General features: G+C 72.8%; 20 protein-coding genes and 1 tRNA gene. 9 read left to right on the top strand and 12 right to left on the bottom strand.

Annotated elements, in window-relative coordinates; all coding sequences use genetic code 11:
- Window positions 1-16: 16 nt before the first annotated feature.
- Entirely contained in the window at window positions 17-1150 is a 1134-nt protein-coding gene (locus D1648_RS04885; protein ID WP_122939681.1) for a PLP-dependent aspartate aminotransferase family protein, read from the bottom strand.
- 273 nt (window positions 1151-1423) lie between these two features.
- Entirely contained in the window at window positions 1424-2731 is a 1308-nt protein-coding gene (locus tag D1648_RS04880) for an MFS transporter (protein ID WP_122939680.1), read from the bottom strand.
- A gap of 190 nt (window positions 2732-2921) precedes the next feature.
- Between D1648_RS04880 and D1648_RS04875 the strand changes: the two genes are divergently transcribed.
- Window positions 2922-4022, top strand: coding sequence for an ROK family transcriptional regulator (locus D1648_RS04875; protein ID WP_122939679.1), 1101 nt, complete (start codon window positions 2922-2924; stop codon window positions 4020-4022).
- 10 nt (window positions 4023-4032) lie between these two features.
- Here D1648_RS04875 and D1648_RS04870 read toward each other — a convergent pair whose 3' ends face one another.
- A complete protein-coding gene (locus D1648_RS04870) occupies window positions 4033-4764 on the bottom strand; it encodes a YggS family pyridoxal phosphate-dependent enzyme (RefSeq protein WP_164518583.1) in 732 nt (243 codons plus the stop codon).
- A 55-nt stretch (window positions 4765-4819) separates the two neighbouring features.
- Window positions 4820-4893 (bottom strand) — tRNA-Leu (locus D1648_RS04865).
- Window positions 4894-4945: 52 nt separating this feature from the next.
- Here D1648_RS04865 and D1648_RS04860 point away from each other — a divergent pair.
- Both D1648_RS04860 and D1648_RS04855 read left to right on the top strand, forming a co-directional pair.
- Window positions 4946-7105 (top strand): helicase-associated domain-containing protein, encoded by a 2160-nt coding sequence (locus D1648_RS04860; RefSeq protein WP_122939677.1) that lies wholly within the window; start codon window positions 4946-4948, stop codon window positions 7103-7105.
- 173 nt (window positions 7106-7278) lie between these two features.
- A complete protein-coding gene (locus tag D1648_RS04855) occupies window positions 7279-7545 on the top strand; it encodes a hypothetical protein (RefSeq protein WP_122939676.1) in 267 nt (88 codons plus the stop codon).
- Between the two features lie 312 nt (window positions 7546-7857).
- On the opposite strand, the gene gndA is transcribed toward D1648_RS04855, so the two are convergent.
- Window positions 7858-9318: an NADP-dependent phosphogluconate dehydrogenase gene (gene gndA, locus D1648_RS04850; protein ID WP_122939675.1), complete on the bottom strand. Its 1461-nt coding sequence runs from the start codon at window positions 9316-9318 to the stop codon at window positions 7858-7860.
- A gap of 310 nt (window positions 9319-9628) precedes the next feature.
- On the opposite strand from gndA, the gene D1648_RS04845 reads away from it, so the two are divergent.
- Both D1648_RS04845 and D1648_RS04840 read left to right on the top strand, forming a co-directional pair.
- Window positions 9629-10465, top strand: a complete 837-nt coding sequence (locus tag D1648_RS04845; protein ID WP_122939674.1) for a hypothetical protein — start codon at window positions 9629-9631, stop codon at window positions 10463-10465.
- Between the two features lie 57 nt (window positions 10466-10522).
- A complete protein-coding gene (locus tag D1648_RS04840) occupies window positions 10523-12178 on the top strand; it encodes a DNA repair helicase XPB (RefSeq protein ID WP_122939673.1) in 1656 nt (551 codons plus the stop codon).
- Between the two features lie 50 nt (window positions 12179-12228).
- On the opposite strand, the gene D1648_RS04835 is transcribed toward D1648_RS04840, so the two are convergent.
- Window positions 12229-15375, bottom strand: a complete 3147-nt coding sequence (locus D1648_RS04835; RefSeq protein WP_122939672.1) for a family 20 glycosylhydrolase — start codon at window positions 15373-15375, stop codon at window positions 12229-12231.
- A 134-nt stretch (window positions 15376-15509) separates the two neighbouring features.
- Between D1648_RS04835 and D1648_RS04830 the strand changes: the two genes are divergently transcribed.
- Genes D1648_RS04830 through D1648_RS04815 form a run of 4 tightly spaced genes read left to right on the top strand, consistent with a single transcriptional unit; the run spans window position 15510 to window position 19445 of the window.
- A complete protein-coding gene (locus tag D1648_RS04830) occupies window positions 15510-16532 on the top strand; it encodes a LacI family DNA-binding transcriptional regulator (RefSeq protein WP_122939671.1) in 1023 nt (340 codons plus the stop codon).
- A gap of 38 nt (window positions 16533-16570) precedes the next feature.
- Window positions 16571-17047, top strand: coding sequence for a lipopolysaccharide assembly LapA domain-containing protein (locus D1648_RS04825; RefSeq protein WP_241155357.1), 477 nt, complete (start codon window positions 16571-16573; stop codon window positions 17045-17047).
- 54 nt (window positions 17048-17101) lie between these two features.
- On the top strand, window positions 17102-17821 hold the full coding sequence (locus tag D1648_RS04820; protein WP_122939669.1) for a response regulator transcription factor: 720 nt from the start codon (window positions 17102-17104) through the stop codon (window positions 17819-17821).
- Between the two features lie 31 nt (window positions 17822-17852).
- Window positions 17853-19445, top strand: coding sequence for a HAMP domain-containing sensor histidine kinase (locus tag D1648_RS04815; protein WP_122939668.1), 1593 nt, complete (start codon window positions 17853-17855; stop codon window positions 19443-19445).
- Window positions 19446-19493: 48 nt separating this feature from the next.
- On the opposite strand, the gene D1648_RS04810 is transcribed toward D1648_RS04815, so the two are convergent.
- The 6 genes from D1648_RS04810 to D1648_RS04785 form a co-directional block, all read right to left on the bottom strand.
- The gene (locus D1648_RS04810; protein ID WP_122939667.1) at window positions 19494-20048 is read right to left on the bottom strand and encodes a DUF4031 domain-containing protein; all 555 of its coding nucleotides are present in this window, start codon (window positions 20046-20048) and stop codon (window positions 19494-19496) included.
- Window positions 20045-21307: a DUF418 domain-containing protein gene (locus D1648_RS04805; protein ID WP_122939666.1), complete on the bottom strand. Its 1263-nt coding sequence runs from the start codon at window positions 21305-21307 to the stop codon at window positions 20045-20047. The genes D1648_RS04810 and D1648_RS04805 overlap by 4 nt, the downstream gene beginning before the upstream one ends.
- A complete protein-coding gene (locus D1648_RS04800) occupies window positions 21304-22311 on the bottom strand; it encodes a ribonuclease HI family protein (RefSeq protein WP_122939665.1) in 1008 nt (335 codons plus the stop codon). Before D1648_RS04800 ends, D1648_RS04805 begins: the two co-directional genes overlap by 4 nt.
- A gap of 119 nt (window positions 22312-22430) precedes the next feature.
- Entirely contained in the window at window positions 22431-23153 is a 723-nt protein-coding gene (locus D1648_RS04795; RefSeq protein ID WP_122939664.1) for a hypothetical protein, read from the bottom strand.
- Window positions 23150-24193, bottom strand: coding sequence for an ABC transporter ATP-binding protein (locus tag D1648_RS04790; protein ID WP_122939663.1), 1044 nt, complete (start codon window positions 24191-24193; stop codon window positions 23150-23152). Before D1648_RS04790 ends, D1648_RS04795 begins: the two co-directional genes overlap by 4 nt.
- Window positions 24193-24567: a GntR family transcriptional regulator gene (locus D1648_RS04785; RefSeq protein WP_122939662.1), complete on the bottom strand. Its 375-nt coding sequence runs from the start codon at window positions 24565-24567 to the stop codon at window positions 24193-24195. Before D1648_RS04785 ends, D1648_RS04790 begins: the two co-directional genes overlap by 1 nt.
- Window positions 24568-24647: the final 80 nt, after the last annotated feature.

The raw sequence follows: 24647 nt of genomic DNA, 5'->3' as shown, positions 1-24647 counted from the left end.
GGGGCGGCGGGTGCGGTCAGCCGGCGGCGGCGAGGGCCTGGTCGAGGTCCTCGAGCAGGTCGGCGAGGTCCTCGATGCCGACGCTCAGGCGCAGCATCTCGGAGCTGATGCCCGCCTCGGCCTGGGCCTCGGGGGACATCGCCTCATGCGTCATCGTCGCGGGGCGGCAGATCAGCGACTCGACGCCGCCGAGGCTCACGGCGTAGGCGGGATAGCGCAGCGCCCGCAGGAACGCGATGCGATCCAGCCCGTCCGCGAGCTCGAAGGAGAGCACCGCGCCGCGGCCGGCGGCCTGGGCGTCGTGGATGCGCGCCTCCTCCTCGCTGTGCGAGCCGGGGTACCAGACCTGGGCGATGCGCTCGTGGGAGTTCAGGTGCCGGACGATCGCCTCGGCGTTCGCCTGCTGCCGCTCGAGGCGCAGCGGGAGGGTCTTGATCGACTGGATCAGGCGGAAGGAGTCCTGCGGGCCGAGCACCCCGCCCTGGGCCTTCTGGGCGAGACGGAAAGCATCGGCGAGGCGGTCGTCGTCGGTGGTGACGGTCCCGGCGAGGAGGTCGGAGTGGCCGGCGAGGTACTTCGTCGCGGACTGCACGACGATGTCGGCGCCGAGAGCGAGCGGCTTCTGCAGGACCGGAGTCATGAAGGTGTTGTCCACGATCACGAGGGCGTCGTGGCGGTGGGCGAGCTCGACGATGCGGCGCAGGTCGGTGATCCGCAGAGTCGGGTTCGCGGGGGTCTCGACGAAGACCGCGCGGGTGGCGGGGGTGAAGTCCTCGTCGGTGAGCTCCCCGAGATCGGCGACGAAGCGGCCGGTGATGCCCCGCCCGGGCAGCACGAGATCCACGAGGCGGTAGGTGCCGCCGTAGACGCTGGCGGAGAGGATCACCTCGTCGCCGACCTCGAGCGTGGACAGGGCCGCGGCGGTCGCGGCCATGCCGGAGGCGAAGGCGAAGCCGTGGCCGGCGCCGTCCAGGGCGGCGAGGACCTGCTCGAGCTGGGCACGGGTGGGGTTGCTGCCTCGCTGGTAGGCGTAGGCGCCGTCCTCGGTGGCGGGGTCGAGCTCGAAGGTCGAGGCCAGGTGTACCGGCGGGACGACGGCTCCGTGCTCGAACTCCCTCAGGGTGTGCACGGCGGCGGTCTGGATGTGCACGGCGGCTCCTCATTCCTCAGCGGGTCGGATATGGCCACACTAGGACGCCGCCCCGCGCGACGAGCGGGTCGGATGAACGAGTGTGACACCCAAGTGCGGCCGATGCTACTCCCAAGCCCTGTTTGGAGAGAGCGCGCTGGATCCGGGAGGGGACCGGCGTCCGACGGGCCGCCTGCCCGAGCATGCGACAGGACCCGTGACCGTCTCCGGTCACGGGTCCTGCGGTGCGAGCGGCGGGTGCACGGCGCGTCCGCCGTCGGCCGTCGGCCGGGATCAGACCCCGACGGTGACCACGGGGATGGAGCCGGTGATGGTCTCCTCGTGATCGCGGAGCACCTGGAGGGTGCGGCGGGAGCGGACCTTCAGCGCGATGAGCGTCGCGACGACCATGGCGAACCCGGTGCTCGCCAGCACGATCGCGACGACCATCGGGGCCTCGTAGCCGAAGCCCGCCGCGATCACCGCGCCGCCGAGGCTCGCGCCGAGGGCGTTGGCGACGTTGAACGCGGCCTGGTTCATCGAGGCGCCGAGCAGCTCGGAGCGGTGCGCGATGCGGATCATCCAGGTCTGCATCGCGGGGCTCAGCGAGGAGTTGACGAGGTTCGCGGCGAAGAACGCGATGATCAGGGCGGTCAGCGAGGTGTGCGCGACCGCGAACAGCACCGCCAGCGCCGCGATGTACAGCGGGAAGCCGATGAGCAGCGTGCCCTTCAGCGAGCGGTCGGTGGTCACGCCGCCGACGATGTTGCCGATGGTCATGCCGAGACCCGCAGCGGCGAGCACCCACGGCACCGAGCTCGCGGAGGCGCCGGTGACCTGGGTGGTGATGTCGGCGACGTAGCTGAACACGGCGAAGGCGCCGGAGAAGCCGACCGCGGCGATGCCGATGACGATCCACAGCTGGAGGCGCTTGAGGGCCACGAGCTCGTCGACCATGCGGCGGCCGATCGCCTTCTCCTGATGGGGGACGGTGAGGTACAGGGCGACGAAGGTCGCGAGGAACACTGCGGTCAGCAGCAGGTAGACGGCGCGCCAGCCGGCGGTCTGGCCGATCGCGGTGAGGATCGGGACGCCGATGAGGTTCGCGACGGTGAGGCCGGACAGGGCCAGCGCGGTGCCCTTGCCCTGGCTGCCGGGCCCCATGAGCGAGGCGGCCAGGAGCGAGGCGACGCCGAAGTAGGCGCCGTGCGGGATGCCCGCGAGGAAGCGGGCGAGCACGGTCAGCTCGAAGGTGGGCATGATGCCGGAGAGCAGGGTGCCCGCAGCGAGGGCCACGGCGAGCAGCATGATCATCGTGGTGCGGCTCCAGCGCACCGAGAGCAGCGCGAGAGCCGGAGCGCCGACGACCACGCCGAGGGCGTAGGCGGTGATCGCGATCCCGGCGCGGGCGATGCCGCTCTCGGGGTCGGAGGCCATGAGCTCGGGCAGGAGCCCGTGGGCGATGCCGGGCAGCAGGCCCATGGAGACGAACTCGGAGCCGCCGATGCCGAAGCCGCCGAGCGCGATCGCGAGCAGGGCGAGGCGACGACGGACAGGGGTGAGCTCGGAGACGCCGGGGCGGGCGGTGTCGAGGAGGGTCATGGAGGGACCTCGGAGTTCGGGAGCGGACGGTCAGGGGACGGGCTCCATCGACCCGGGGCACAAGAGTAAGCAAACGCTGTTGCGATACGTCAAGAGGCGCGTGGGGATCGTACGGGTCACATCCGCGGCGCCGCCGGCCGAACGCGCGTCATCGCCTGGTCACGGCGGTCCCACGTGCGAAGATGACCGCGTGAGACCGACCACCCCGCTGGACCGCATGGCGGGCGCGCACGACGCCGCCGTCCTCGCCGTCGCGCGCCGCGGCGACCCGGTCTCCCGCGCCGCTCTCGCCCAGGAGCTCCAGGTCACCCCGCAGGCGATCTCCAAGATCCTGGGCCGGCTGATGGATCGGGGCCTGGTCGAGGAGGCCGGCACCGTCGCCGCCGGTCCCGGCAAGCCCACCACCCTGTACCGGATCGTCCCCGGCTCCCGTCGCGCGATCGGCCTGCACCTGACCCGTTCGCGTCTGCACTCCGTGGTGGTCGACCTCACCGGGGAGATCCTCGAGCGGCGCGAGCTCGAGATCGGCCGCCTCCAGCCCGTGCCCGAGCTGATCGGGACCCTCGCCGACGAGGTGCGGGCGCTGCGGGACGTCGGCCCCGGGATGCTCCTGGGCGCCGGCGTGGGGATGCCCGGACCGGTCGACGGCGAGGAGGGCGTCTACCGCGGCACCTCCGCCCCGGACCCGTGGCGGGGAGCGCCGATCCGTCGCCTGCTCGCGGCCGAGCTCGGGATGCCGGTGCTGCTGGACCACGACTCGCGCGCGGCGCTGGTGGGCGAGGCCTGGTCCCAGCCGGGGCTGCTGCGCAACGCCGCGCTGCTGCTGGTCGAGGACGGGCTCGGCGCGGCGCTGTGCCTGGACGACCAGATCGTGCGCGGCGCCCACTCCCACGCCGGCGAGGTCGGCCACACCGTGGTGCGGATCGACGGGATCGCCTGCCCCTGCGGCCGTCGCGGCTGCGCGCAGACCGAGTACCGCGCGGCCCTGGACCGAGGCGACGCCGAGCACGCCGCCCGGATCCTCGCCGAGGTGGTGGTGAACCTGGTGCGCCTGGTGGACGTGGACCACGTCGTCCTCGGCGGGCGCACCGTCCACGAGCAGCACGAGGCGACGATGGACGCGATCCGCGAGGCGCTGGCCGCGGGGCTCAGCGACGACCCCTGGGTGCACGTCGAGGTGATGCTCTCCACGCGCGGCATGGACCTGATCGCCGTGGGCGCGGCCTGCGAGGTGCTCGAGCACGAGTACGGGCTGCCGCAGGTGCTCGTCGGCCCCGAGGAGCGCGGCTGATCGGGACGGTTCAGTCGCGGGGGCCGAAGAGGGCCGAGCCCACGCGCACGATCGTCGCCCCCTCCTCGACCGCGATCTCGAGGTCGCCGCTCATCCCCATCGAGAGCTCGGCGAGCTCGTCCGCGCCGAGGCGCTCGCGCAGCTGGTCGCGCAGCTCGCGCAGGGAGCGCAGGGAGGCGCGCACCGCCGGCTCCTCGCTCGTGTTCGCACCGATGGTCATCAGGCCCACGGGGCGCAGCCGCTCGCTGCCCCGCAGCCGCTCCACGATCGGCACGAGCGCCTCGAGGGTCGGGGCGAAGCCGCCCTTGGACTCCTCCCCGGAGGTGTTGACCTGCACGAGCACGTCGCGGCGCAGGTCCGCGAGCTCGGCGCGGCGCTCGAGGGCGTCGGCGATCTCCGGCCGGTCCACGCTGTGCACGAGCTCGGCGAAGGCGATCACGTCACGGGCCTTGTTGGTCTGCAGCCGGCCGATGAAGTGACGGGGCACGCCGTTGCCGGCGAGCAGCGGGTCGGAGTGCTTGGCGATCTCCTGGGCGCGGTTCTCCCCCACCGCGATCCGTCGGCCCCGCTCGCGCAGCAGGTCGGTCATCTCGGCGATCTGCGCGGGGGCGCGGGTCTTGGTGGCCAGCAGCAGCGTGATCTCCGCGCCGTCGCGCCCGGTGCGGGCCGCGGCGGCGTCGATCCGTCCGAGCACCTCGTCGAGGCGGGCGGTGAGCTGGGGGTCGGCGGAGGAGGAGGTCATGGTCCCCATTGTGGCCGATCTGCCGCATCACGGCCGATCCGCCGGTGCGCAGCGGTGCCCCCAGCGGGACTCGAACCCGCACTGCGCCGCTTTTAAGGCGGCCGCCTCTGCCGATTGGGCTATGGGGGCGCTCGCCCGGCGGTGCGCCGCGCGGCGCCGTCACCCTATGCTGGAATGCACCATGACCGCTGTGATCCGGTCCCTCGCGGACTCCCTGCGACGGTTCGGCGACGACCGCCTCGAGGCTCTGCTCGTCGCCCGACCGGATCTCGCCTCGCCCCTCCCCCGGGGGATCGGCCCCCTGGCCGCGCGGGCCGGCGGCACCACCTCGGCCCGTCGGGCGCTGGACTCCCTGACCCTGCCCGAGCTGCATCTGGTCGAGGCGCTCGCCGTGCTCGAGGACGGCGTCTCCCCCTCCCGGCTCGCCGAGGCGGTCTCCTCCGACCCGGCGACGATCGCGCCCGCCCTGGAGCGGCTGATCACCCTCGCCGTGGTGTGGGGTGAGGACGAGCTGCACCTGCTGCGCCCCCTGCGAGACGGGATGCGCACCCCGGCCGGCCTCGCCGCCCCGTCCCCCGAGGACCCCTCCGACGAGGAGGCCGCCCGCCGGGTCGAGGCGGCCCGGGGGTGCCTCGGCCCCGCCCTGGACGCGCTCGCCTGGGGGCCGAGCATCGTGACCGGCAGCGGGAAGCTCGCCGCGGCGCTGCGCGAGGCCGGGATCGTGGTGGCCGACGGGAAGTCCCTGCACATCCCCCGCACCGTCCACCTCGCGCTGCGCGGCGGCCGGGTGCGCCGCAGCCACACCGCCCAGCGCCCCGCCCCCGACGGGCCGGAGGTCGTCGAGCGGATCCCCGGCTCCCGCACGGCCCAGGCCGTCGAGCGCGCCTTCGAGGCGCTGCGCCTGCTGGGCACGGTGCGCGGCTTCGACGAGGACCCGCCCGGGGTCCTCAAGCGCGGCGGGCTCCCCCAGCGGGACCTGCGACGTCTCGCCGAGCGCGCCGGTGCCCCCCTGCTCGAGCACGCGACGGTGCTGCAGAGCGCGTGGCAGGCCGGGCTGATCGGGCACGACGGCCAGGAGTGGCATCCCACCCGGGACTGGGACTCCCATCGCATGCTCGGCGCGTCCCAGCGCTGGGCGGAGCTCGTGCTCGCCTGGGCGCGCGGGCACCACCTCGCCGCCGTCGTCGGCACCCCGGACTCCTCCGGGACCGGGCGCTCGCTGCTGTCGGACCTCACCCGGCGCGACGGCGTGCGCACCCGGCGCGGCAGCCTGCTGCGCCTGCTGCAGACCTCTCCCGGCGTCGATGCGAGCGAGGACTCGCTGATCGCGGCGCTGGCCTGGGCGTTCCCGCTCGTCCCGGCCGAGGTGCTGCAGGAGGAGACTCAGGCGCTGCTGGTCGAGGGGCGGGCGCTGGGAGTGCTCGACGGCGGCTGCCTCACCGTGCTCGGCCAGGCCCTCGTCCCCGCCCTCGACGAGGACGTCACCGCTGCGGACGCCCGGCTCGCCGCCGCCCTCGAGGAGGTGGCCCCGCCGCCGGTGGAGGAGGTGCTGCTGGACGCCGACCTCACCGCGGTGATCCCGGGCAGGCCCGCAGAGCGTCTGCTGCCGCTGCTGGACTGGACCGAGGTGGTCTCCCGCGGCGGTGCGCTCACGCTGCGCTTCAGCGCCGCGACCGTGCGCCGGGCGCTCGGCGACGGCCGGGACGCGGAGGCCCTGCTCGCGCTGCTCGAGGATGTCTCCCGCTCCCCCGTCCCCCAGGCGCTGACCTACCTGCTGCGCGACGAGCAGCGACGGCACGGCCGGGTGCAGGTCTCCCGCGCGACGACCGTGCTCACGGCCGAGCCCGAGGTGCTGGACCTGCTGCAGGCCACGCCCGAGGCGACGCAGCTGGGCCTGCACCGCCTGGCACCGACCGTGGCCGTGACCCTCTCCGATCCCGGCTTCGCCCTGCAGACCGCGCGTCAGGCGGGCCTCGCGCCGCAGGCCGTCGGCCCCGACGGGCAGCCTGTCTCCGAGGAGCTCTCCCACTCGCTGCGCCCCGGTCCCGTGGATCCGGATCTCGTGACCGTCGAGGGCCCGGAGCTGCGGATTCCCGCCGCGGAGGCCGTCGCGAGGATCCGCGAGGCCGAGGCGGGAGGGACGGACCTCAGCGTCACCGACCGGCTCCTGGACGCCATCGCCCGATCCGCCGCGATCCCGCTGGGGATCGTCGACGGGCAGGGCGGGGTCGTCGTCAAGCAGGCCCTGCCGCTCTCGCTCGAGGGAGGGCGGCTGCGTGCGCGGGAGTCCGGCAGCCAGGAGGAGTTCACGGTGCTCGTGCACCGCGTGACGCTCGGCTGAACGCGGCTCAGCAGCCGTGCAGGTCAAAGGGAACATGGGGAGTCGTCCCCATGGCGGGACGACCCTTCCCACGGGGTACCATTCCGTTCGCCAGGCACGGGGCGACCTCAGCGCCTCCCTGGGCCCGGGCGCATCCGTCTCAGGGCATGATCATCAGGAAGAAGGGGATTCCCATGACCGCTCCCTCCTCGGGCTACGACATCGAGAGCATCAAGAAGAAGGCTCTGATCTGGACCATCGTCGGGTTCCTGTGCGGCGGCATCATCGCCGGCGTGCTGGGCCTGCTCGGCTACCTCAAGGCCGACCAGGAGCCGGAGACCGCGCAGAAGTTCACGAAGTGGGCCATGATCGTCACGATCATCGTCATCGTCCTCTACGTGCTGATCTTCATCGGCAGCCTTGCGCTGGGAGCTTTCAGCGCATCGGTCTCGACGAACTGATCACCGCACGCCTGACGCCGAGAAGGCCCGGACCGCGAGGTCCGGGCCTTCTTCCTCGAGCGGGAGGGCGGAGACGAGGCACATGCGACGAGTGGCGCTCAGCCAGCACCCACCCCTCCATGCGGCGATGGATGCTGGCTGAGCGCCACCGCGTGCAATCCCTCCCGCCGCCGTGAGCCCACACGGGAACCCTCGACAGCGGATCAGGGCTCAGACCGACCGATCTCCTGCCGGCTCGTCCCTCGCAATACGTCGATCAGTCCTGCGTCAGCCCGACTGATCTCCTATCGCTCGTCCCTCGCAATACGTCGATCAGTCCTGCTTGGTCTCACGGCGGTCCTGCGTCCACTCGACGTGGAAGGTGCCCTCGGCGTCGACGCGCTTGTAGGTGTGTGCGCCGAAGTAGTCGCGCTGGGCCTGGACCAGCGCGGCGGGCAGGCGCTCGGAGCGCACCGCGTCGTAGTAGGACAGGGTCGAGGAGAACACCGGGACCGGGTAGCCGGAGGCCGCCGCGAAGGCGACGATGCGGCGCCAGGCCGGGATGCACTTGGCGATCTCGGTGGTGAAGTACTCGTCGGCCAGCAGCAGCGGCAGGTTCGCGTTGCGCTCGTAGGCCTCGGTGATGCGGTTGAGGAAGCGGGCGCGGATGATGCAGCCGCCGCGCCAGATCCGCGCCATCGCGCCGAGGTCGATGTCCCAGCCGTACTCCTTCGCGCCGGCCGCGATCTCGTCGAAGCCCTGCGAGTAGGAGACGAGCTTCGCGGCGTACAGCGCCTTCTGGAGGTCGTCGACGAACTGCTTCGGATCGGCGATCTCGAGGGTCTGCTCCTCGCCCTTGAGCACGCCGCGGGCCGCCTCGCGCTGCGGGGTCGAGCCGGAGGTGGAGCGGGCGAAGGTGGCCTCGGCGATGCCGGTGACCGGGACGCCGAGGTCCAGGGCGGTCTGCACGGTCCAGGCGCCGGTGCCCTTCTGGGCGGCCTGGTCGAGGATGACGTCGACGAAGGGCTTGCCCGAGGTCTGGTCGGTGTGGTGGAGGACCTCGGCGGTGATCTCGATGAGGAAGGACTCCAGGTCGCCCCGGTTCCATTCGGCGAAGACGTCGCCGATCTCGGAGGCGCCCATGCCCAGGGCCTTGGACATCATGTCGTAGGCCTCGGAGATGACCTGCATGTCCGCGTACTCGATGCCGTTGTGGACCATCTTCACGAAGTGGCCGGCACCGTCCGCGCCGACGTGGGTGCAGCAGGGGACGCCGTCCACGTGGGCGGAGATCTTCTCGAACATCGGGCCGAGGCGGTCGTAGGACTCCTTGGTGCCGCCGGGCATGATCGAGGGGCCGTTCAGGGCGCCCTCCTCACCGCCGGAGACGCCGGCGCCCACGAAGTGCAGGCCCTTCTCGCGCAGCGCGGCCTCGCGGCGGCGGGTGTCGGTGAACAGGGCGTTGCCCGCGTCGACGATGATGTCGCCCTCCTCCATGAGGGAGGCGAGCTCGTCGATGACGGCGTCGGTGGGGCCGCCGGCCTTGACCATGATGATCGCCACGCGCGGCTTCTGGAGGGAGGCGACGAAGTCCGCCGTGGACTCCGACGGGTAGAACTCGCCGTCGGAGGCGTAGTTGTCCATGACCGTCTCGGTCTTGCCGACGCTGCGGTTGTGGATGGCGACCTTGAAGCCGTTGCGGGCGAGGTTGCGGGCGAGGTTCGAGCCCATCACCGCCATACCGGTGACGCCGATGTCCGCGACATCGGCAGGGGACGGAGCGAAGCTGGCCATGGGATCTCCTCAGATCGGGTGACTGTCGAGCCGGGACGGGCCGCCGCGGCGGCCGGGCGCTGGGCGCCGCCCCCGGTCCATCGGCGTCCATCTTAGGGATCTGCGGCCCGCGGTGCGGAGCTGTGCCAGCGTTTGCCGCACGGAGGAGGGCTCCTGCCGTGCGGAGAGGGCGTCCGCCGCACGGAGAAGGGCGTGCTCGACGCGCGGGCCCGGGCGGCGGGAGGGGGCCGACGCCACGTACCGTGTCCCTCGTCACCGCACGCAGTCCGCCAGACCCCGGCGCTGGACCCGACAGAGAGCGATCCTCCTGATGACCTTCCCTCCTCCGCAGTCCGGACACTCCCCGCAGGACCCGTACGGCGTCGCCCCGGCGGCCGGCGGTCCTGCGAACGGCGCCGGCCAGGCGCCCGGCCCGGCCGGACCGAGCGCGGCCCCCACCGGCCCCGCCGCGGGCACCGATCTCGGCGCGGACCTGGGCGCTGCGCTGCGCTTCGCCGGTCGGACGCTGCTGCGCAACGCGCTGACCCTGCTGGGGGCGGGGCTGCTGTACTCGGCGGTGATGGCTGCGGTGATCGCGGGCGCGGTCACCGGCTTCGTGGTGCTGCTGGTCGGCGCGGCCGAGGCCGCCCCGTCCACCCCGAACGAGCCGACCGCCGTCGAGATCCTCCTGCTGATCGCGATGAGCCTCGCGATCGTGGTGGTCGCCATGGTGTTCGGGATGCTGTGGCAGTCGGGCGCGGCGCGTGCCGCCGGCGTGGTCCTCGAGGGCGGCCGGCCCTCCTTCGGCCAGGCGCTGATCGGCCCGGGCCGGATCCTCGCCACCGCGCTGCTCGTGCTGGTGATCACGGCCGTCGGCTCGCTCCTGCTGTACCTGCCGGGGATCATCGCCGCCGTGGTGCTGATGTACGCGATCCCCGCGGCCGTGCGCGGCGCCTCCCCGGTCGCCGCGCTCACGGAGTCCTTCGCCCTGGCCCGCGCGAACCTCGGCACCACGATCGTGGGTTATCTCGTCTGCATGGTCGCCAGCTACCTCGGCGGCCTGATCGTCATCGGCATCATCGCCGTGATCCCCTTCGCGATCCTGTTCCAGATGGGGCTCTACGAGCGGCTGAACGGCCGGCAGCTGCCCGAACCCGCCGGAGCCTGAGCGAGGCGCCCCTCACGTCCTCGGCGCGGCCTCCCGGGCGCGACGTAGCCTGATCCGATGACCGACGGCCCCCTCATCGTCCAGAGCGACAAGTCCCTCCTGCTCGAGGTCGACCATCCCTCCGCGCAGGCCGCGCGGATCGCGATCGCGGCCTTCGCCGAGCTCGAGCGGGCGCCCGAGCACGTGCACACCTACCGCATCACCGACCTCGGCCTGTGGAACGCGCGCGCCGCGGGCTACGACGCGGAGACCGTGGTCGCCGCGCTCGTGGACCACTCCCGCTATCCCGTCCCCCACGCGCTGCTGATCGACGTGGCGGACACGATGGACCGCTACGGCCGGCTGCAGCTGCTCTCGGACCCGCAGCACGGACTGGTCCTGCACGGCCTGGACCGGGCCGTGCTCGAGGAGGTCTCCCGCACCAGGCGCGTCCAGGGCATGCTCGGCGAGCGGATCGACGAGACCTCGATCCGCGTGCACCCCTCCGAGCGGGGCGCGCTCAAGCAGGCGCTGCTGAAGCTCGGCTGGCCCGCGGAGGACCTCGCCGGCTACGTCGACGGCGAGGCCCACCCGATCGACCTGGCGGAGGACGGCTGGAGCCTGCGCCCCTACCAGGCCGAGGCCGTGGACGGCTTCCGCCACGGCGGCTCCGGGGTGGTGGTCCTCCCCTGCGGGGCGGGCAAGACCCTCGTCGGCGCGGGGGCGATGGCCGCGATGCGGCGCACCACCCTGATCCTGGTCACCAACACCGTCTCGGCCCGCCAGTGGCGGGACGAGCTGCTGGCCCGCACCACCCTCACCGAGGACGAGATCGGCGAGTACTCCGGCACCGTCAAGGAGATCCGCCCGGTCACCATCGCGACCTACCAGGTGCTCACCACCAAGCGGAAGGGCGTCCACCCGCATCTGGAGCTGATGAGCGCCCGCGACTGGGGCCTGATCATCTACGACGAGGTGCATCTGCTGCCCGCTCCCGTGTTCCGCATGACCGCCGACCTGCAGGCCCGTCGGCGTCTGGGCCTGACCGCGACGCTCGTGCGCGAGGACGGCCGCGAGGGCGAGGTGTTCTCCCTCATCGGCCCCAAGCGCTACGACGCACCGTGGAAGGACATCGAGATGCAGGGGTACATCGCCCCGGCGGTGTGCACCGAGGTGCGGGTGACCATGCCCGCCTCGGACCGGATGGCCTACGCGATGGCCGAGGCCGCCGACCGGCCGCGGCTCGGCGCCGCGCACGGCGCGAAGGTCCCCGTCGTCGAGCGCCTCGCGCGCGCCCATCCCGGGGAGCCGCTGCTGGTGATCGGCCAGTACCTCGACCAGCTCGAGGAGATCGCCGAGCACCTCGGGGCGGAGCTGCTGACCGGGCAGACCCCGGTGCGCCGACGCCAGCAGCTCTTCGCGGACTTCCGCGAGGGCCGGATCGACCGCCTGGTCGTCTCGAAGGTCGCGAACTTCTCGATCGACCTGCCCGAGGCCTCGGTCGCGATCCAGGTCTCCGGCGCCTTCGGCTCCCGCCAGGAGGAGGCCCAGCGGCTCGGCCGCCTGCTGCGTCCCAAGGGCGACGGGCGCTCCGCGCACTTCTACACCGTCGTCATGCGCGACACCCAGGACCAGGACTTCGCCGCGCACCGCCAGCGCTTCCTCGCCGAGCAGGGCTACGCCTACTCGATCGTGGATGCCGAGGAGCTCGACCGGGCGCTCGACGCGGGCTGAGCGGGAGTCGAGCCGCGCCGACCGCCAGGTCGAGCTGCTCTGCCCTGTGGTCAGCGCCCGATCAACGTCAGGTCGTCGCTCGTCTCGGCTCCGGTGGTCGTGCCGCGGAAGGTGAGGGTGTAGCGACCGGCCGACAGGCCCTCCGGCCGGGCGAGCTCCGTCGAGAGCTCGCCGTCGGCGTCGGCCTGGAGCGTCCCGGCCTCGGTGCTCCCGCCGCCACGACGGGTCAGCTGCGCCTCGACCACTTCGCCCGGGGCGAAGCCCGTGGCCGTGACCTCGATCGGGGCGTCGGCGTGGACGGGCCGCACCGGCAGCCTCAGCTCGGGCGAGAACTCGGGCACCTCGGCCGCGGGGCCGGCGGCGGTGATCTCTGCGGCGCTCGCCCACGGCTGCCCGCTCGCCTCGGAGAGGGCGACGAGCTTCAGGTAGCGCACCTCCGATGAGGCGAAGGAAGCGGTGTGGTCACCGGCCTCGCGGGGGAAGGTCCCGGCGGCGAGAGGCTCGCCCCAGTCGTCGTCGATCCCGGTGGCGTCTGTCGATCCGTAGACCTCGTAGTCGGCGATCTGACCGTTGGACGCCCCGCCGCCGCTCCCGCTGCGGGGAGTGTAGACGAGTCCGCACACGTTCTGGACCTCGCCGAGATCCACGACGATCGCGTGCGGGGGCTGCGCTTCGGTACCCGACCACTGCGAGTGCCAGTACGTGGCGGGGTCACCGTCGATCGCCGCGGCGGCAAGCCCGTTAGGGGCGGGCTCCCCCTCCGTCTCCTCGCTCGAGACGTCGGCGACGGCGGCGGGGCGCAGCGTCCCGTCCGCGCACACGCCCTGCACGGCGGTGCGGGCCGCGGCGACGACCTCGCCCTCGCCATCCACCAGCTCGAGCGCGACCGTCCCGGCGCCGTTGCCGACGATGTTGTGGAGGGTCAGCTCGACATCGGTCGAGGCACCCGGGGCGAGGGCGTCGATCCCGGCCTGCAGGGGCAGGGAGGTCCAGCCCTCCGGCAGCTCGGAGACGCGCAGGGTCAGGTCCTCGGCCGTCTCCGGGGAGCGGTTCGAGAGGCGGACGGAGGCTATCACCTGGTCGCCTGGCTGCGCCGTCCCTCCGTCGACCGCGACGGTCATCCCGACAGCGCCCTCGAGGTCCCAGACGGTCTCGCCGAGGTCCGCAGGCGCCTGCACGACCTGACCGTCGGGAACGGATCCCGTCTCGGTCCGCCCGGCGATCGGGAACCCCTCGAGGCCGTCGGAGACCACGAGCCGCTGCTGGGTGGCGGCGTTGGTGAGCGCATAGCCGCCCTCGACGGCACGCAGCTGCCACTTCTGCACCGTGCTGCCGGTGCAATCGGCGAACCGCGCCGCCGCCCCGATCTGGACGGGGACGGTCAGACGGATGGTGCCCTCGCGGGAGACGTCCAGGCAGCGCCCGTCGAGGGTTCGGAGGCTGTAGTAGTCGTCCTCCGTCGCGGTGAGCACGAGCGGGTCACCCTCCTCGCCGAGCGCGACGGCGCCGTCCTCGCCGATCACGAGGCTCTTCCCGCCGGCGGTGTCACGGAGGCGGTAGCTGCCGTCCTCGACCGGGAGACGCTCGACGTCGTCCGCGAGAGGGCTGCCGCCGACGGCCTCCATCGCCTCGAGGAACGCGTCATAGTCGGCCCAGGGCCGGCTGCCGGACCAGGTCGCCTGGGCCACCAGGCGCATCGGCTCCACCATGCGCTCCTCGGTGGTGTTCTCCGCCTCCTGCGGGGTACCGTCGTCGGGCCAGGCGCTCAGCCGGGCGCCGCGGATCTGCTCGGTCCCGTCGGTGACCTCGCCGTCGAAGAACATGGTGGGGTCCCACCCGTCCTCGTAGAGCTCGCGCGAGTCCACGCCGTAGCCGCCGCGCACCATGTACAGGCTGTTGGAGACGTTGACGACGTCGTGACCCCAGTCCACGAAGGTCTGCGGATCCACCGTCGAGGCGGCGTTGTTCCAGTGCTCGATGATGATGTCGGTGTCGAAATCGACCACGTCGTTGTCGGTGATCACGCCGTCGTTCCAGATCCGCAGGGTCTTGCCCTTGTCCTTCACGTGCGCGTTGACGCGGTTGACGTACCAGGCGACCACGTCGTTCTCGGTGGCCTCCGGTCCGAACCGCTCGTGGGCGAACTCCAGGATCTGCGGGAAGTTCTCGTAGCCGCTGCCGAGCATGTACTCGTCCACGCCCATGTGCCAGTGGTCGCTGGTGAAGACCTCGTCGTACTCGTCCATCAGCGCGGTGTAGAACTCGAAGGACTCCTCCTTGGTGATGTCCATCCGGACCTCGTCCTTCTCGCCGGTGGCCGGGTTCGTCAGCTGAAGCTCGGGAAGGTTCTCGAGCCAGATCTCCATGTGGCCGGGCGAGTTGATCTCAGGGATCACGTCGATGCCGCGCTCGCCGGCCTTCCGCACGAAGGCCGCGACGTCATCCTTGGTGTAGTAGGACCAGGTGTTGGTGCTCGGGTACTGGTCGACCTTGACCTTCAGCTCCATGACCACGGTGTTGAGCTTGAGATAGCTCATCTCCTCGAGGAGACGGTCGATCCACTCGGGCGAGATGTTGATGACGCAGGCGCAGAGCGTCACCCCGCGCTCCTCGTACTGCGGGACGTCGACGACCTCGCCGCGCGGCAGCTCGGTCCGCTGCACGAGCATCTGCAGCACGGTGCGCGTGCCGTAGAAGATGCCGACCGGGGTGGCGGCGGTTATCCGCACCTGCTCGTCGACGATGAGCTCGTATCCCTCAGCGCCCAGGTCGGCGCGCTCCTCGTCCAGCTGCAGCGTCACGTCGCCCGCTTGCGCCCCACCGTCGCTGGCGGTGGCACCGGGGATGGCGGTCGCGAGCTCCTCGGCGGTGATCTCGGCGGTCCGGCTGAGGGACTCCTCGCCCGCGACGACGCGGAGGTCGTCGGCGGCGATGAAGCTCCCCTCCCCCTCCTGCCAGCTGTCCAGCGAGGGGATCACCTCGGGAAGCCCCGGGGGCGACTCGTCGGCCCCGGCGGGGTCGTCGCCCGGCTCGGCGGGGGCGGCGTCCGCCCGGACCAGAGGGCCCGCGAGCGCGGCCAGCACAAGCGCCAGCGCGGAGAGCAGGATGGGAACGCCGAGGGTGAAGCGACGCCATGGCACGGCGCCGGAGGAATCGGGGGCGTGCAGGGACGGGCGCTCGTCGGCGGCGAATGCCATCGGGAACCTCACTGTTCGCGGGCGCCGACGGGCCACGCCGCCTCGCCCGGTGAATATGGCATCGATAACATAACGGGGTCGCCGCAGCACCGTCAACGCGGACGACCCGAGACCGATGACGGGAGGAGAGCGCGATGAGCGATCATGAGCGGACGGGCAAGGGCCCTTCCATGGCCGACGTCGCGGCGCGCGCCGGGGTCTCCGCCCAGACGGTCTCCCGCGCGCTGCGCGGCCATCCGTACGTCACCGTGGACAAGCGCGACCGCGTTCTCGCGGCCGCGGAGACGCTCGGCTACCGCATGAACGCAGCTGCGAAGGCGCTCTCCTCGGGGCGCACCCGCCTGGTCGGCGTCGTCATGATGGCGACCGACGGCTATGCAGGTGCCGCCACGCACGCCCTCGCAGAGCAGGCCGCCCGCACCCGGGGATACGGCGTGACCGTCACGCAGACCCCCTCGCTCGAGCTGCCCGAGGTGCTCGCGGCGGTGCGCAGGCTCGAGGAGGGCGGTGCCGAGGCGCTCGTGCTCGCCCTCCCCCTGCGCCAGAGCGATCCGATGCTGGAGGACGTCGCCGCTCGGCTCCCCACCGCCACCATCGGCGGGAGCCCGGTGCTCGCCGCGCGTCGCTTCGATGTGGACCAGCAGGAGGTCGCGCGGCTGGTCACCGACCATCTGCTCGGGCTCGGGCACCGCACCGTCCACCACGTCTCCGGGCCGGTGGACTGGATCGACGCGGTCCAACGCGAGCAGGGATGGCGGGACGCACTCGACCGGCACGGCACCGCGGCGCCGGACGTGCTGCGCGGGGACTGGAGCGCCGCTGCGGGGCATCGGATCGGCCTGGCCCTGTTCGAGGACCCCGCGGTCACCGCCGTCCTCGCCGCGAACGACGACACGGCCATCGGCCTCGTGCGCGCCCTGCACGATCTCGGCAGACACGTTCCGGGCGACGTGTCCGTGGCGGGTGTCGACGACATCCCGCTGGCGGCCTTCACATCGCCTCGCCTGACCACCGTTCGCCAGCCCTTCCAGGCACTGACCAGGATCGCGGTGTCCACCGTGATCGCTCACCTGGAGGGCTCCGCCGCCCCCGTGGTCGATACAGACCTCGCGCCCGAGCTCGTGGTGCGCGAGTCGACGGGCTCCGCCAGGCCCTAGAGTGGCGTGCGGATACCTTCCACACCAGGAGAGCAGCCATGACCCAGCCCGCTGACCACCACTCTGAGGACGTCACCCCTGATCGTGGCGCTGCTCAGGTGCCGCAGGATTCCGAGCACTCCCCCGCGGAGGACACCGACGCGACCGCGCCTCGGGACGCGGGCCCGACCGGCCGCCGCGCCGCGGAGCGTCCTGCCGTCGAGGACCCCGCGGACACCCGGACAGACGTCCCCGTCTCCCGCGGCGGCAAGACCGCGACCACGTGGATCGCGCTGATCCTCGGCGCGATCGTGCTCGTGCTCCTGCTCATCTTCGTGATCCAGAACAACCAGACCGCGGGCTTCGAGTACTTCTCGGCCCGGTTCGACCTCCCGCTCGGCGTCGCGATGCTCCTCGCTGCGATCGCAGGCGCGCTGGTCATGGCGCTCGTCGGCTCCGTCCGGATGATCCAGATGGGGTGGACGATCCGCAAGCTGCGCAAGCAGCAGGAGAAGGCCCAGCGCAGCCTGCGCTGACCACGCCCAGGAGACGCCCAGCCGTCTCCCAAGCTGAAGGAGGACGGTGTTCCCATGACTTCGACAGAGGACCACGACTACGAGGCGCGCCTCCTGGTCGTCGACGACGAGCCCAACATCCGCGACCTCCTGGCCACCTCCCTGCGCTTCGCGGGCTTCGAGGTGTTCACCGCCTCGACCGGCAACGAGGCGATCCGCGAGGCGACCGAGCACCAGCCCGACCTCGTGGTGCTGGACGTGATGCTGCCGGACATGGACGGGTTCACCGTCACCCGGCGCCTGCGCGACCGCGGCGAGCAGTACCCGATCCTGTTCCTCACCGCGAAGGACGAGACGCAGGACAAGGTCGCGGGCCTGACCGTCGGCGGCGACGACTACGTCACCAAGCCCTTCAGCCTCGAGGAGGTCGTCGCCCGCATCCGGGCCGTGCTGCGCCGCACCCACGGCGGCTCGGAGACGACCGTGGACAGCGCCCTCGTCGTCGGCGATCTGCGCCTGGACGAGGACTCCCACGAGGTCCACCGGGCCGACGTGAACATCGAGCTGTCCCCGACCGAGTTCAAGCTGCTGCGCTATCTCATGCTGAACGCGGGCCGGGTCGTCTCCAAGACCCAGATCCTCGACCACGTGTGGGACTACGACTGGTCCGGAGAGGTGGGCATCGTCGAGTCCTACATCTCCTACCTGCGCCGCAAGGTCGACGTGGTCGGCGAGCCGATGATCCACACCAAGCGCGGCATCGGCTACGTGCTGCGCGCCGCCGAGGGCGCCTGACCCGGAAGGACGAGGGGAGGAGCACCGCCCAGTGGCCCTGCCGAGCCTGCGCACCGAGCGGCCGATGTCCCTGTGGACCCGGATCGTCGCGCTGATCTCCCTGCTGCTGGTGCTCGGGGTCGTCGTCACCGGGAGCCTGTCGCTGTTCCTGCTGAACCGCACCCTGATCCAGTCGGTCGACAACAGCCTCCAGTCCAGCATCGGCGAGATGCTCTCCCTGGCCCAGCACGAGCTGGCCGGGGACGACGAGGACGCGCTCGCCTCGACCTCGTACATCCCCGTCGAGTACGCGGTCGAGATCCGGGACGACCGCGGCGAGTCGGTCGAGCGGAAGGTCATCCATTACGGGTCCGGCAATGTCACCGTCCAGTTCCCGCAGCTGACCGATGAGCAGATCCTGCGCCGCGGCGGCCGCCCGTTCACGGTGCTGGACTCCTCGGAGAACCGCTGGCGCGTCATCGCGATGCTGAACTCCGGCCCCGACAAGGGCAGCGTGTACGTCGCCCTGCCGCTGACCTCCGTGGATCGCACCATGCACGAGATGGCCCTGATCATCGTGCTGGTGGGCACGCTGGTGGTGCTCGTGGGGATGGGGCTGGGAGGCTATGTGACCCATCGGGCGCTCGAGCCGCTGCGGGACGTGGAGGCCACCGCCTCCCAGATCGCCGCCGGAGACCTCTCCCGCCGCGTGCCGGTGACGGACACGAGCCTGGAGGTGCACGACCTCGCGCTCTCCCTGAACGAGATGCTGGTGCGGATCGAGCAGGCCTTCGCCGCGCAGTCCGCCTCGGAGGAGAAGGCGACCTCCTCGGAGGCGCGGATGCGGCGCTTCGTGGGCGACGCCTCGCACGAGCTGCGCACCCCGCTGGCCGCGATCCGCGGCTTCGGCGAGCTGTACCGGATGGGGGCGCTGCGCACGGACGAGGACACCGCCTCGGCGATGCGCCGCATCGAGGACGAGGCGCGGCGCATGGGCTCGCTCGTGGAGAACCTGCTGCGCCTGGCCCGCCTGGACGAGCGGCCCGATCTGGCCCTCGAGCCGGTGGACCTCACCGATGCGCTCTTCGACGCGGCGCAGGATCTGCGCGCCCTGGACCCCGAGCGCCAGGTCATGGTCGTCTCGCTGCAGGGCACGCCGCTGTCGGTGGAGCCGCACCTGCCCTTCGGGGTGCTCGGCGACGAGGCGTCGCTGCGCCAGGTGATCCTGAACCTCGTCGGCAATGCGAACCGCCATACCCCCAAGGGCTCCCCCGTCGAGCTCGCGGTGGGACGCACCGACGAGGGAAGGGTGCGCATCGAGGTGCGCGACCACGGCGAGGGCATCGACGACGACCAGCGGGAGAAGGTGTTCGAGCGCTTCTACCGCACCGACTCCTCCCGCGTCCGCTCGGCCACGCAGGGCGGAGGGGCGGGCCTGGGCCTGTCGATCGCGGCGACCATCGTGCAGCAGCATCGCGGCGCCATCGGCGTGGACCCGACGCCCGGGGGCGGGGCGACCTTCTGGGTCGAGCTGCTGGGCACCGATCTCGCCCCTGAGCAGCAGGTCGAGCCCGACCAGCTGCGGGCCCTGACCGGCTCTGCCGGGTCCCCGGACGCGCCGGACGACGAGGACACGCGGAGCTGATCCCGGGGCGCCGGGCCGTGCGAGGGCGCAGCGAGGCCGGGCGGTCGCTCAGCGGCTCGGGGCGGGACCGTCCATCACCTGGCCGGTGAACCCCTCTGCGCCGGCGGCGCGGGCGAGGCGGTCGAGCTGCTCGAGCAGCCTGCCTGCGGCCCGTCGGCCCGCAGCGTCGTGGGCCTCGATGCGTGCCGGCTGCGCGGGGTCCTCGCGGGTGAGTCGGAAGGCTCCCGGCTCCGCGGGCAGGGGGTCGACATGGCCGAGGGGGCCGACGATCAGGTCGCGCGGGACCGGGGAGAGTCCGAGCTCGGCGGCGTGCTCGGCGCTGCGCCGGGCCCGGGCGGCGGGGCGCTCGGAGAGCTTCACCCGCAGGCCGGAGCGCAGCAGGATCCGCGTCAGCTCGCGGTCGCCGACGAAGCGCACTCCGGCGGCCTCCAGCCCGGGTCGGGACGCGGCGGGCCAGTCGTAATGGTCCAGGTCGAAGGCCCGGGGCGGCAGGCCGGCGCGAGACGCGGCCTCGTGCAGCTCGGCGAGGGACGCATCGGAGATCAGGTGCCCCCACAGGGTGCCGTGACGGGGCCAGCGCGGGGTGTCGGCGAAGACGGTCATCGGGCTCCTCCGCGGGCTCGGGCGGATCGCGGGTCTCGGGCGGATCGGTGCGCACCCGATCCTGCCAGGAGGCGCAGCGCCTGCTCCATCGGGCCGCGCCGGCCGTGACGCCGCAGCAGATCCGCGAGCGGGAGCATCACGAGCCATCCGGCGAACACCAGCACCGCGGCGCCGGAGCTGCCGAGCCGGGCCCCGAGGTCCAGGGTGTAGGGCGGGAACAGCGCCAGGCACAGCAGCGACTGCGCGAGATAGGCGCTGAGGGAGACGGCGCCGAGTGCCTCGACGGCGCGGACGACCACGCCGACGCGAAGGGCGCGGGCGGCGGGCACAGAGCGAGCGGCGGCGAGCACAGGGCGGGGGCGCCACCGCTCGGCGATCAGCGCCGCGGCGGCGGCGAGGCCGATGCCCCCGGCGAGGCCGCTGATCTGGTGCAGCACCCCGAGGATGCCGAGCAGGAGCTCGGAGTCGAGGTGGGCGTGCGCGGGGTCCAGGACGAGCACGGTCGTCAGCGGCATCGCGCCGAGCAGACCGGCGCCCAGGCCCCAGCGGGTGAGCTGGGCGAGCCGGCGCCGGTGTGCGGGGACGTCCTCGAGCAGGCGGGAGCGGGCCATGAGCGCGCCGAGCGCCATCGGGGCGAGCAGGCCGAGCTCCTCGATCGGGGCGAGCAGCATGGCGCGCAGCGCGTCCGGAGCGCGGATCCCGATGCCGGCGCGATAGTCCGGGGCGGAGGCCGCGGCGTAGCCGGTGCCCTGGCCGAGCCCGATCGTGCCGTCGCCCCATCCCCACACGCCGAGCACCGGCAGCGTCACCAGCGCGGCGGCGGCCAGGAGCAGCCGGTGCCGGGTCACGAGCACCGCGCAGAGCATCCCGATGATCGCGTAGGGCACCAGGATGTCGCCGCTGAACAGGAGGATCGCGTGGGCGAGGCCGATCGCCAGGAGCACGAGATGCCGGCGCAGCATGCGGCGCAGGAAGCGTCCGCTGCGCTCCCCGCGGGCGAGGGAGCGGCGGCGGAGGATCCCGATCCCGTAGCCGAACAGCAGGGCGAACAGCGGGAAGCCGCGGTTGTCGACGAGAAGGGCCAGCAGCACGTCCACGGCGCGGTCGGCGGGGCCCGCGTCGGCCTGCTTCAGCAGCACGGTCCAGGCGGAGCCGTGGAGCCAGCCGACGAGGTTCGCGAGCGCGATGCCGAGCAGGGCGAGGCCGCGGGCGAGGTCGGGCCCGCCTGCGCGCTGGGCGAGCGGGACGGAGGTCGTCACCGCGGCCGGCTGCCCTCCGGGGTGCCCTGGTGGTGGCGCAGCAGCCAGCGGCCCTTCTCCCGCACCCACAGGGAGCTGCGGCGGGCGGTGCCCTCGGGGCCGGTGGTGTCGTAGCGCAGCAGGATCACGCCGGGGGCGATCTCGTCGGCGACGAACTCCTCGGCGTGGACGTCCTCCAGCGGGGCGAGGGTGGCAAGGATCTGCTCGCGGTCGTAGGCGGTCCCGCTCGCACCGATCTCGGTGAAGGCGGGGTGGAGCAGCTCGGCCGCGCTCGGCGCATCGGCGCGCAGCGCATCGCTCAGCAGCGCCTGCTCGCGGGTGATGACCTGCTCGAAGTCGCTCGTGCCGGGGGCGTCGGCCACCAGCATCGTGTCCTCGGCCGCGGTCGAGCAGGACGGCGCGGCGGGCTGGTCGAAGAGGCTGAACAGGTCCGCCTCGGCGGGCTCGGCCTGCGGCGCGGGAGAGTCCGCGGCGGGGCGAGCGGCCGACGGGGCGGCGGTGCCGGACGACGGAGTGATGGTGCCGGGCGGTGCCCCACTCCCCCGGTATCCAGGTCCGACCTGCGGATCCTGCTTCTTCGAGAAGGCGGTCGCGGCGGCGTTGGCGCGCCGGTCGGCCGCCTCGTTCATCGCGTGCCCCGCGTGGCCCTTGACCCATTCGAACTCGACGCTGCGTCCGGCGAGCGCCCGGTCGATGTCCTTCAGCAGCTCGACGTTCATGACGGGCTTGCCGTCCTTCTTCCGCCAGCCCTTGCGTTTCCAGCCCGGCATCCACTTGGTCACCGAGTTGATGACGTACTGGCTGTCGCACAGGATGTGCAGGTGCTGATCGGCATCGACGGCGGTCGCCTCGAGGAGGTCCAGGACGGCCTTCAGCTCGCCCATGTTGTTGGTGCCGTGGGGCCAGCCGCCCGCGCGCCAGGTGTCCTCGTCGATGTACCAGGCCCAGCCGGCGGGTCCGGGATTGCCGAGGGCGGAGCCGTCGGCCGCAGCGGTGATCGTCATGGGCGCAATCGTTCCACAGCCTCCCGGCGCTCCCGTCCCCGTCGGCCGGGCGGGTGTGGCCCGATGCTCACCGGAGACGGCACCGCACCGGCCGGCCGCGACTCGCACCCCGTCGGGGCTCACACGGCGGCGAGCGCCCGGGCGGCGGCCCCCGAGTCGAGATCGCGGATCCACCTGCGGACCCGTCGGCGCAGCACCAGCAGGGCCGCGGCGAGGAGCACCACCGCCCCGGCCCCGGCCAGGAGATACCAGCCGAGGGACACATCCCCCAGGCCGAGGGCCACCAGCGGCATCCTGATGGCCGCGGAGCAGATCATGCCGGCGCCGAGGTAGACGACGATGCTCAGCACCGCCATCGACCGGGCAGGGCGATGGGTGAGGCAGTCACCACCGACGACGATCGCGGTGATCACCAGCACGAGAGCGGACATGGCCAGGCCGACCAGCACCAGCGCCGCCTGCGGGAGACCGGGCGGCCCCTGGACCGTGAAGGTGGGCCCGGGCTCCACGGAGGTCGCGCGCCCGGTCGCGGTGACGGCGAACGGGGCGAGAGCCGAGGTGAGCAGGAGCAGCAGCGTCTCGAGACCGATCAGTGCGACACGCCCCCGCACCCGGTCCGCGCGGGAGAGGCCGAGGCTCGCTCTCAGCTCCGCACGCGAGGCGGTGTCCGCCCGGCCATAGCGGTACCAGGCCAGCGCCGCCCAGATCGGCAGCACGGCCACCAGGGCGTCGGTGACGGTCGCCGCGAGGACCAGGCACAGCACGCACAGCACGATGGCAGTGCCGAAGCGGCCGTTGTTCAGTCGCAGCTCCATGAGCATCGCCTGCCGGATCGGGATCATGACTCCTCCCTCCTCGAGGTCGTGGCGGGAGCGGGCGTCGTGTCGGGGGCAGGGTGCGCGCCGGATGCAGGGGCCGCGCCGGGCGCCGGGGGCGTGCCGGCGGCGCGCAGGCAGTGGGTGACGAGCTCGCTCATCGTCGGTCGGCGGAGCGAGACCTCGGGCATCAGCCCGGCGGCGTCGTCGACCGCGACGAGACCGCGGGTGGTGCCGCCCGTGGTGGCCGGGCCGATCAGCGGCGAGCCGGGGTCGCTCCCCGGGGCACGGTCCGAGGGCTGCTCGAGCAGGAGGAACTCCTCGCAGAGCATCTCGACCTCCCCTTCGAGCACCGCGCGGCCGTCGGCGATCACCACGAGATGGTCGACGAAGCGGTCCATGCCCTCGAGGTCGTGGGTCGACAGCAGGATCGTGCGGTCCCCGCGGGTCATCATCTCGCGCAGCTCGTCGACGAGGTCGGTGCGGGCCAGCGGGTCCAGTCGCGCGAAGGGCTCGTCCAGGAGCAGGAGCCGCGGGTCGCGGGCGAGCGCCGCGGCGACCGCGATCTGGGTGAGCTGCCCGCGGGAGAGGGAGCTGACAGGCCGGTCCAGGGGCACCCGGCGCGCCGTCGACCGGGCCTCGAAGCGCGCGAGGTCTAAGGGTCCCGCGGCGGCGTACGCCCGGGCGACCTTGCGCGCCGTCCAGCGCTCCGGATAGGCGGGGGTGTCGGGGACGACGGCGACGCCCTGCGGCACGGCGACCCGTGCCGGCCCCATCGCGGTGCCGAGCACTTCGAGCCGCCCCGCCGAGAAGGGCAGGGCTCCGAGGATCGTGCGCAGCGTGGTGGTCTTGCCTGCGCCGTTGGCGCCGACGAGCGCCGTGACCTGGCCTGCGGGAACGGTGAGATCGAGCTCCTGCACGGCGCGGAGCGGAGCGGCGTGGGGGCGGTCCCGCGAGGGCAGCTCCACGGTCAGGTCCCGGGCATGCACGGCGGCAGGCGGCTCCGGGGCGAGGCGCGTCCCGGTGGCGTCCTCATGCTCGGACGGGTGCGGGGGTGTCGTGCTCATCAGTCCTCCTCCAGGGCGCGGGTGAGGCGGGTGTGCAGCTCCTCGGCCCCGATGCCGGCGGTCCGCGCCGTCCGGGCGGCCTCGGCGAGCGCCTCGTCGATGCGCTCGAGCGCCCGGGCGCGGATCTCCTCGGGCTCCTGGGCCCGGACGAAGACCCCCTTGCCGCGCACGGAGTCCACCAGGCCGTCGGCCACCAGCTCGTTGTAGGCGCGGGTGGTGGTGATGACGCTGACCCGCAGGTCGCGAGCGAGGACGCGGATCGAGGGAAGGGCCTGCCCGGGGTCGAGATCGCCTCGAAGGATCGCCTCGGCCAGATGCGCGCGGATCTGCTCGTAGATCGGTTCGGGTGCGGAAGGGTCGAGCGGGATGTGCATCCGCGTCACCCCTCCCCCGGATCCGACGGCCGTCGACGACGACCGCACCTACTGTGCATAGACACTATGTACAGTAGGTG

It is taken from the genome of Brachybacterium sp. EE-P12, from assembly GCF_003711805.1.
In the GTDB taxonomy this organism is placed as follows: domain Bacteria; phylum Actinomycetota; class Actinomycetes; order Actinomycetales; family Dermabacteraceae; genus Brachybacterium.
This window is presented reverse-complemented; position numbering and strand designations above follow the sequence as displayed.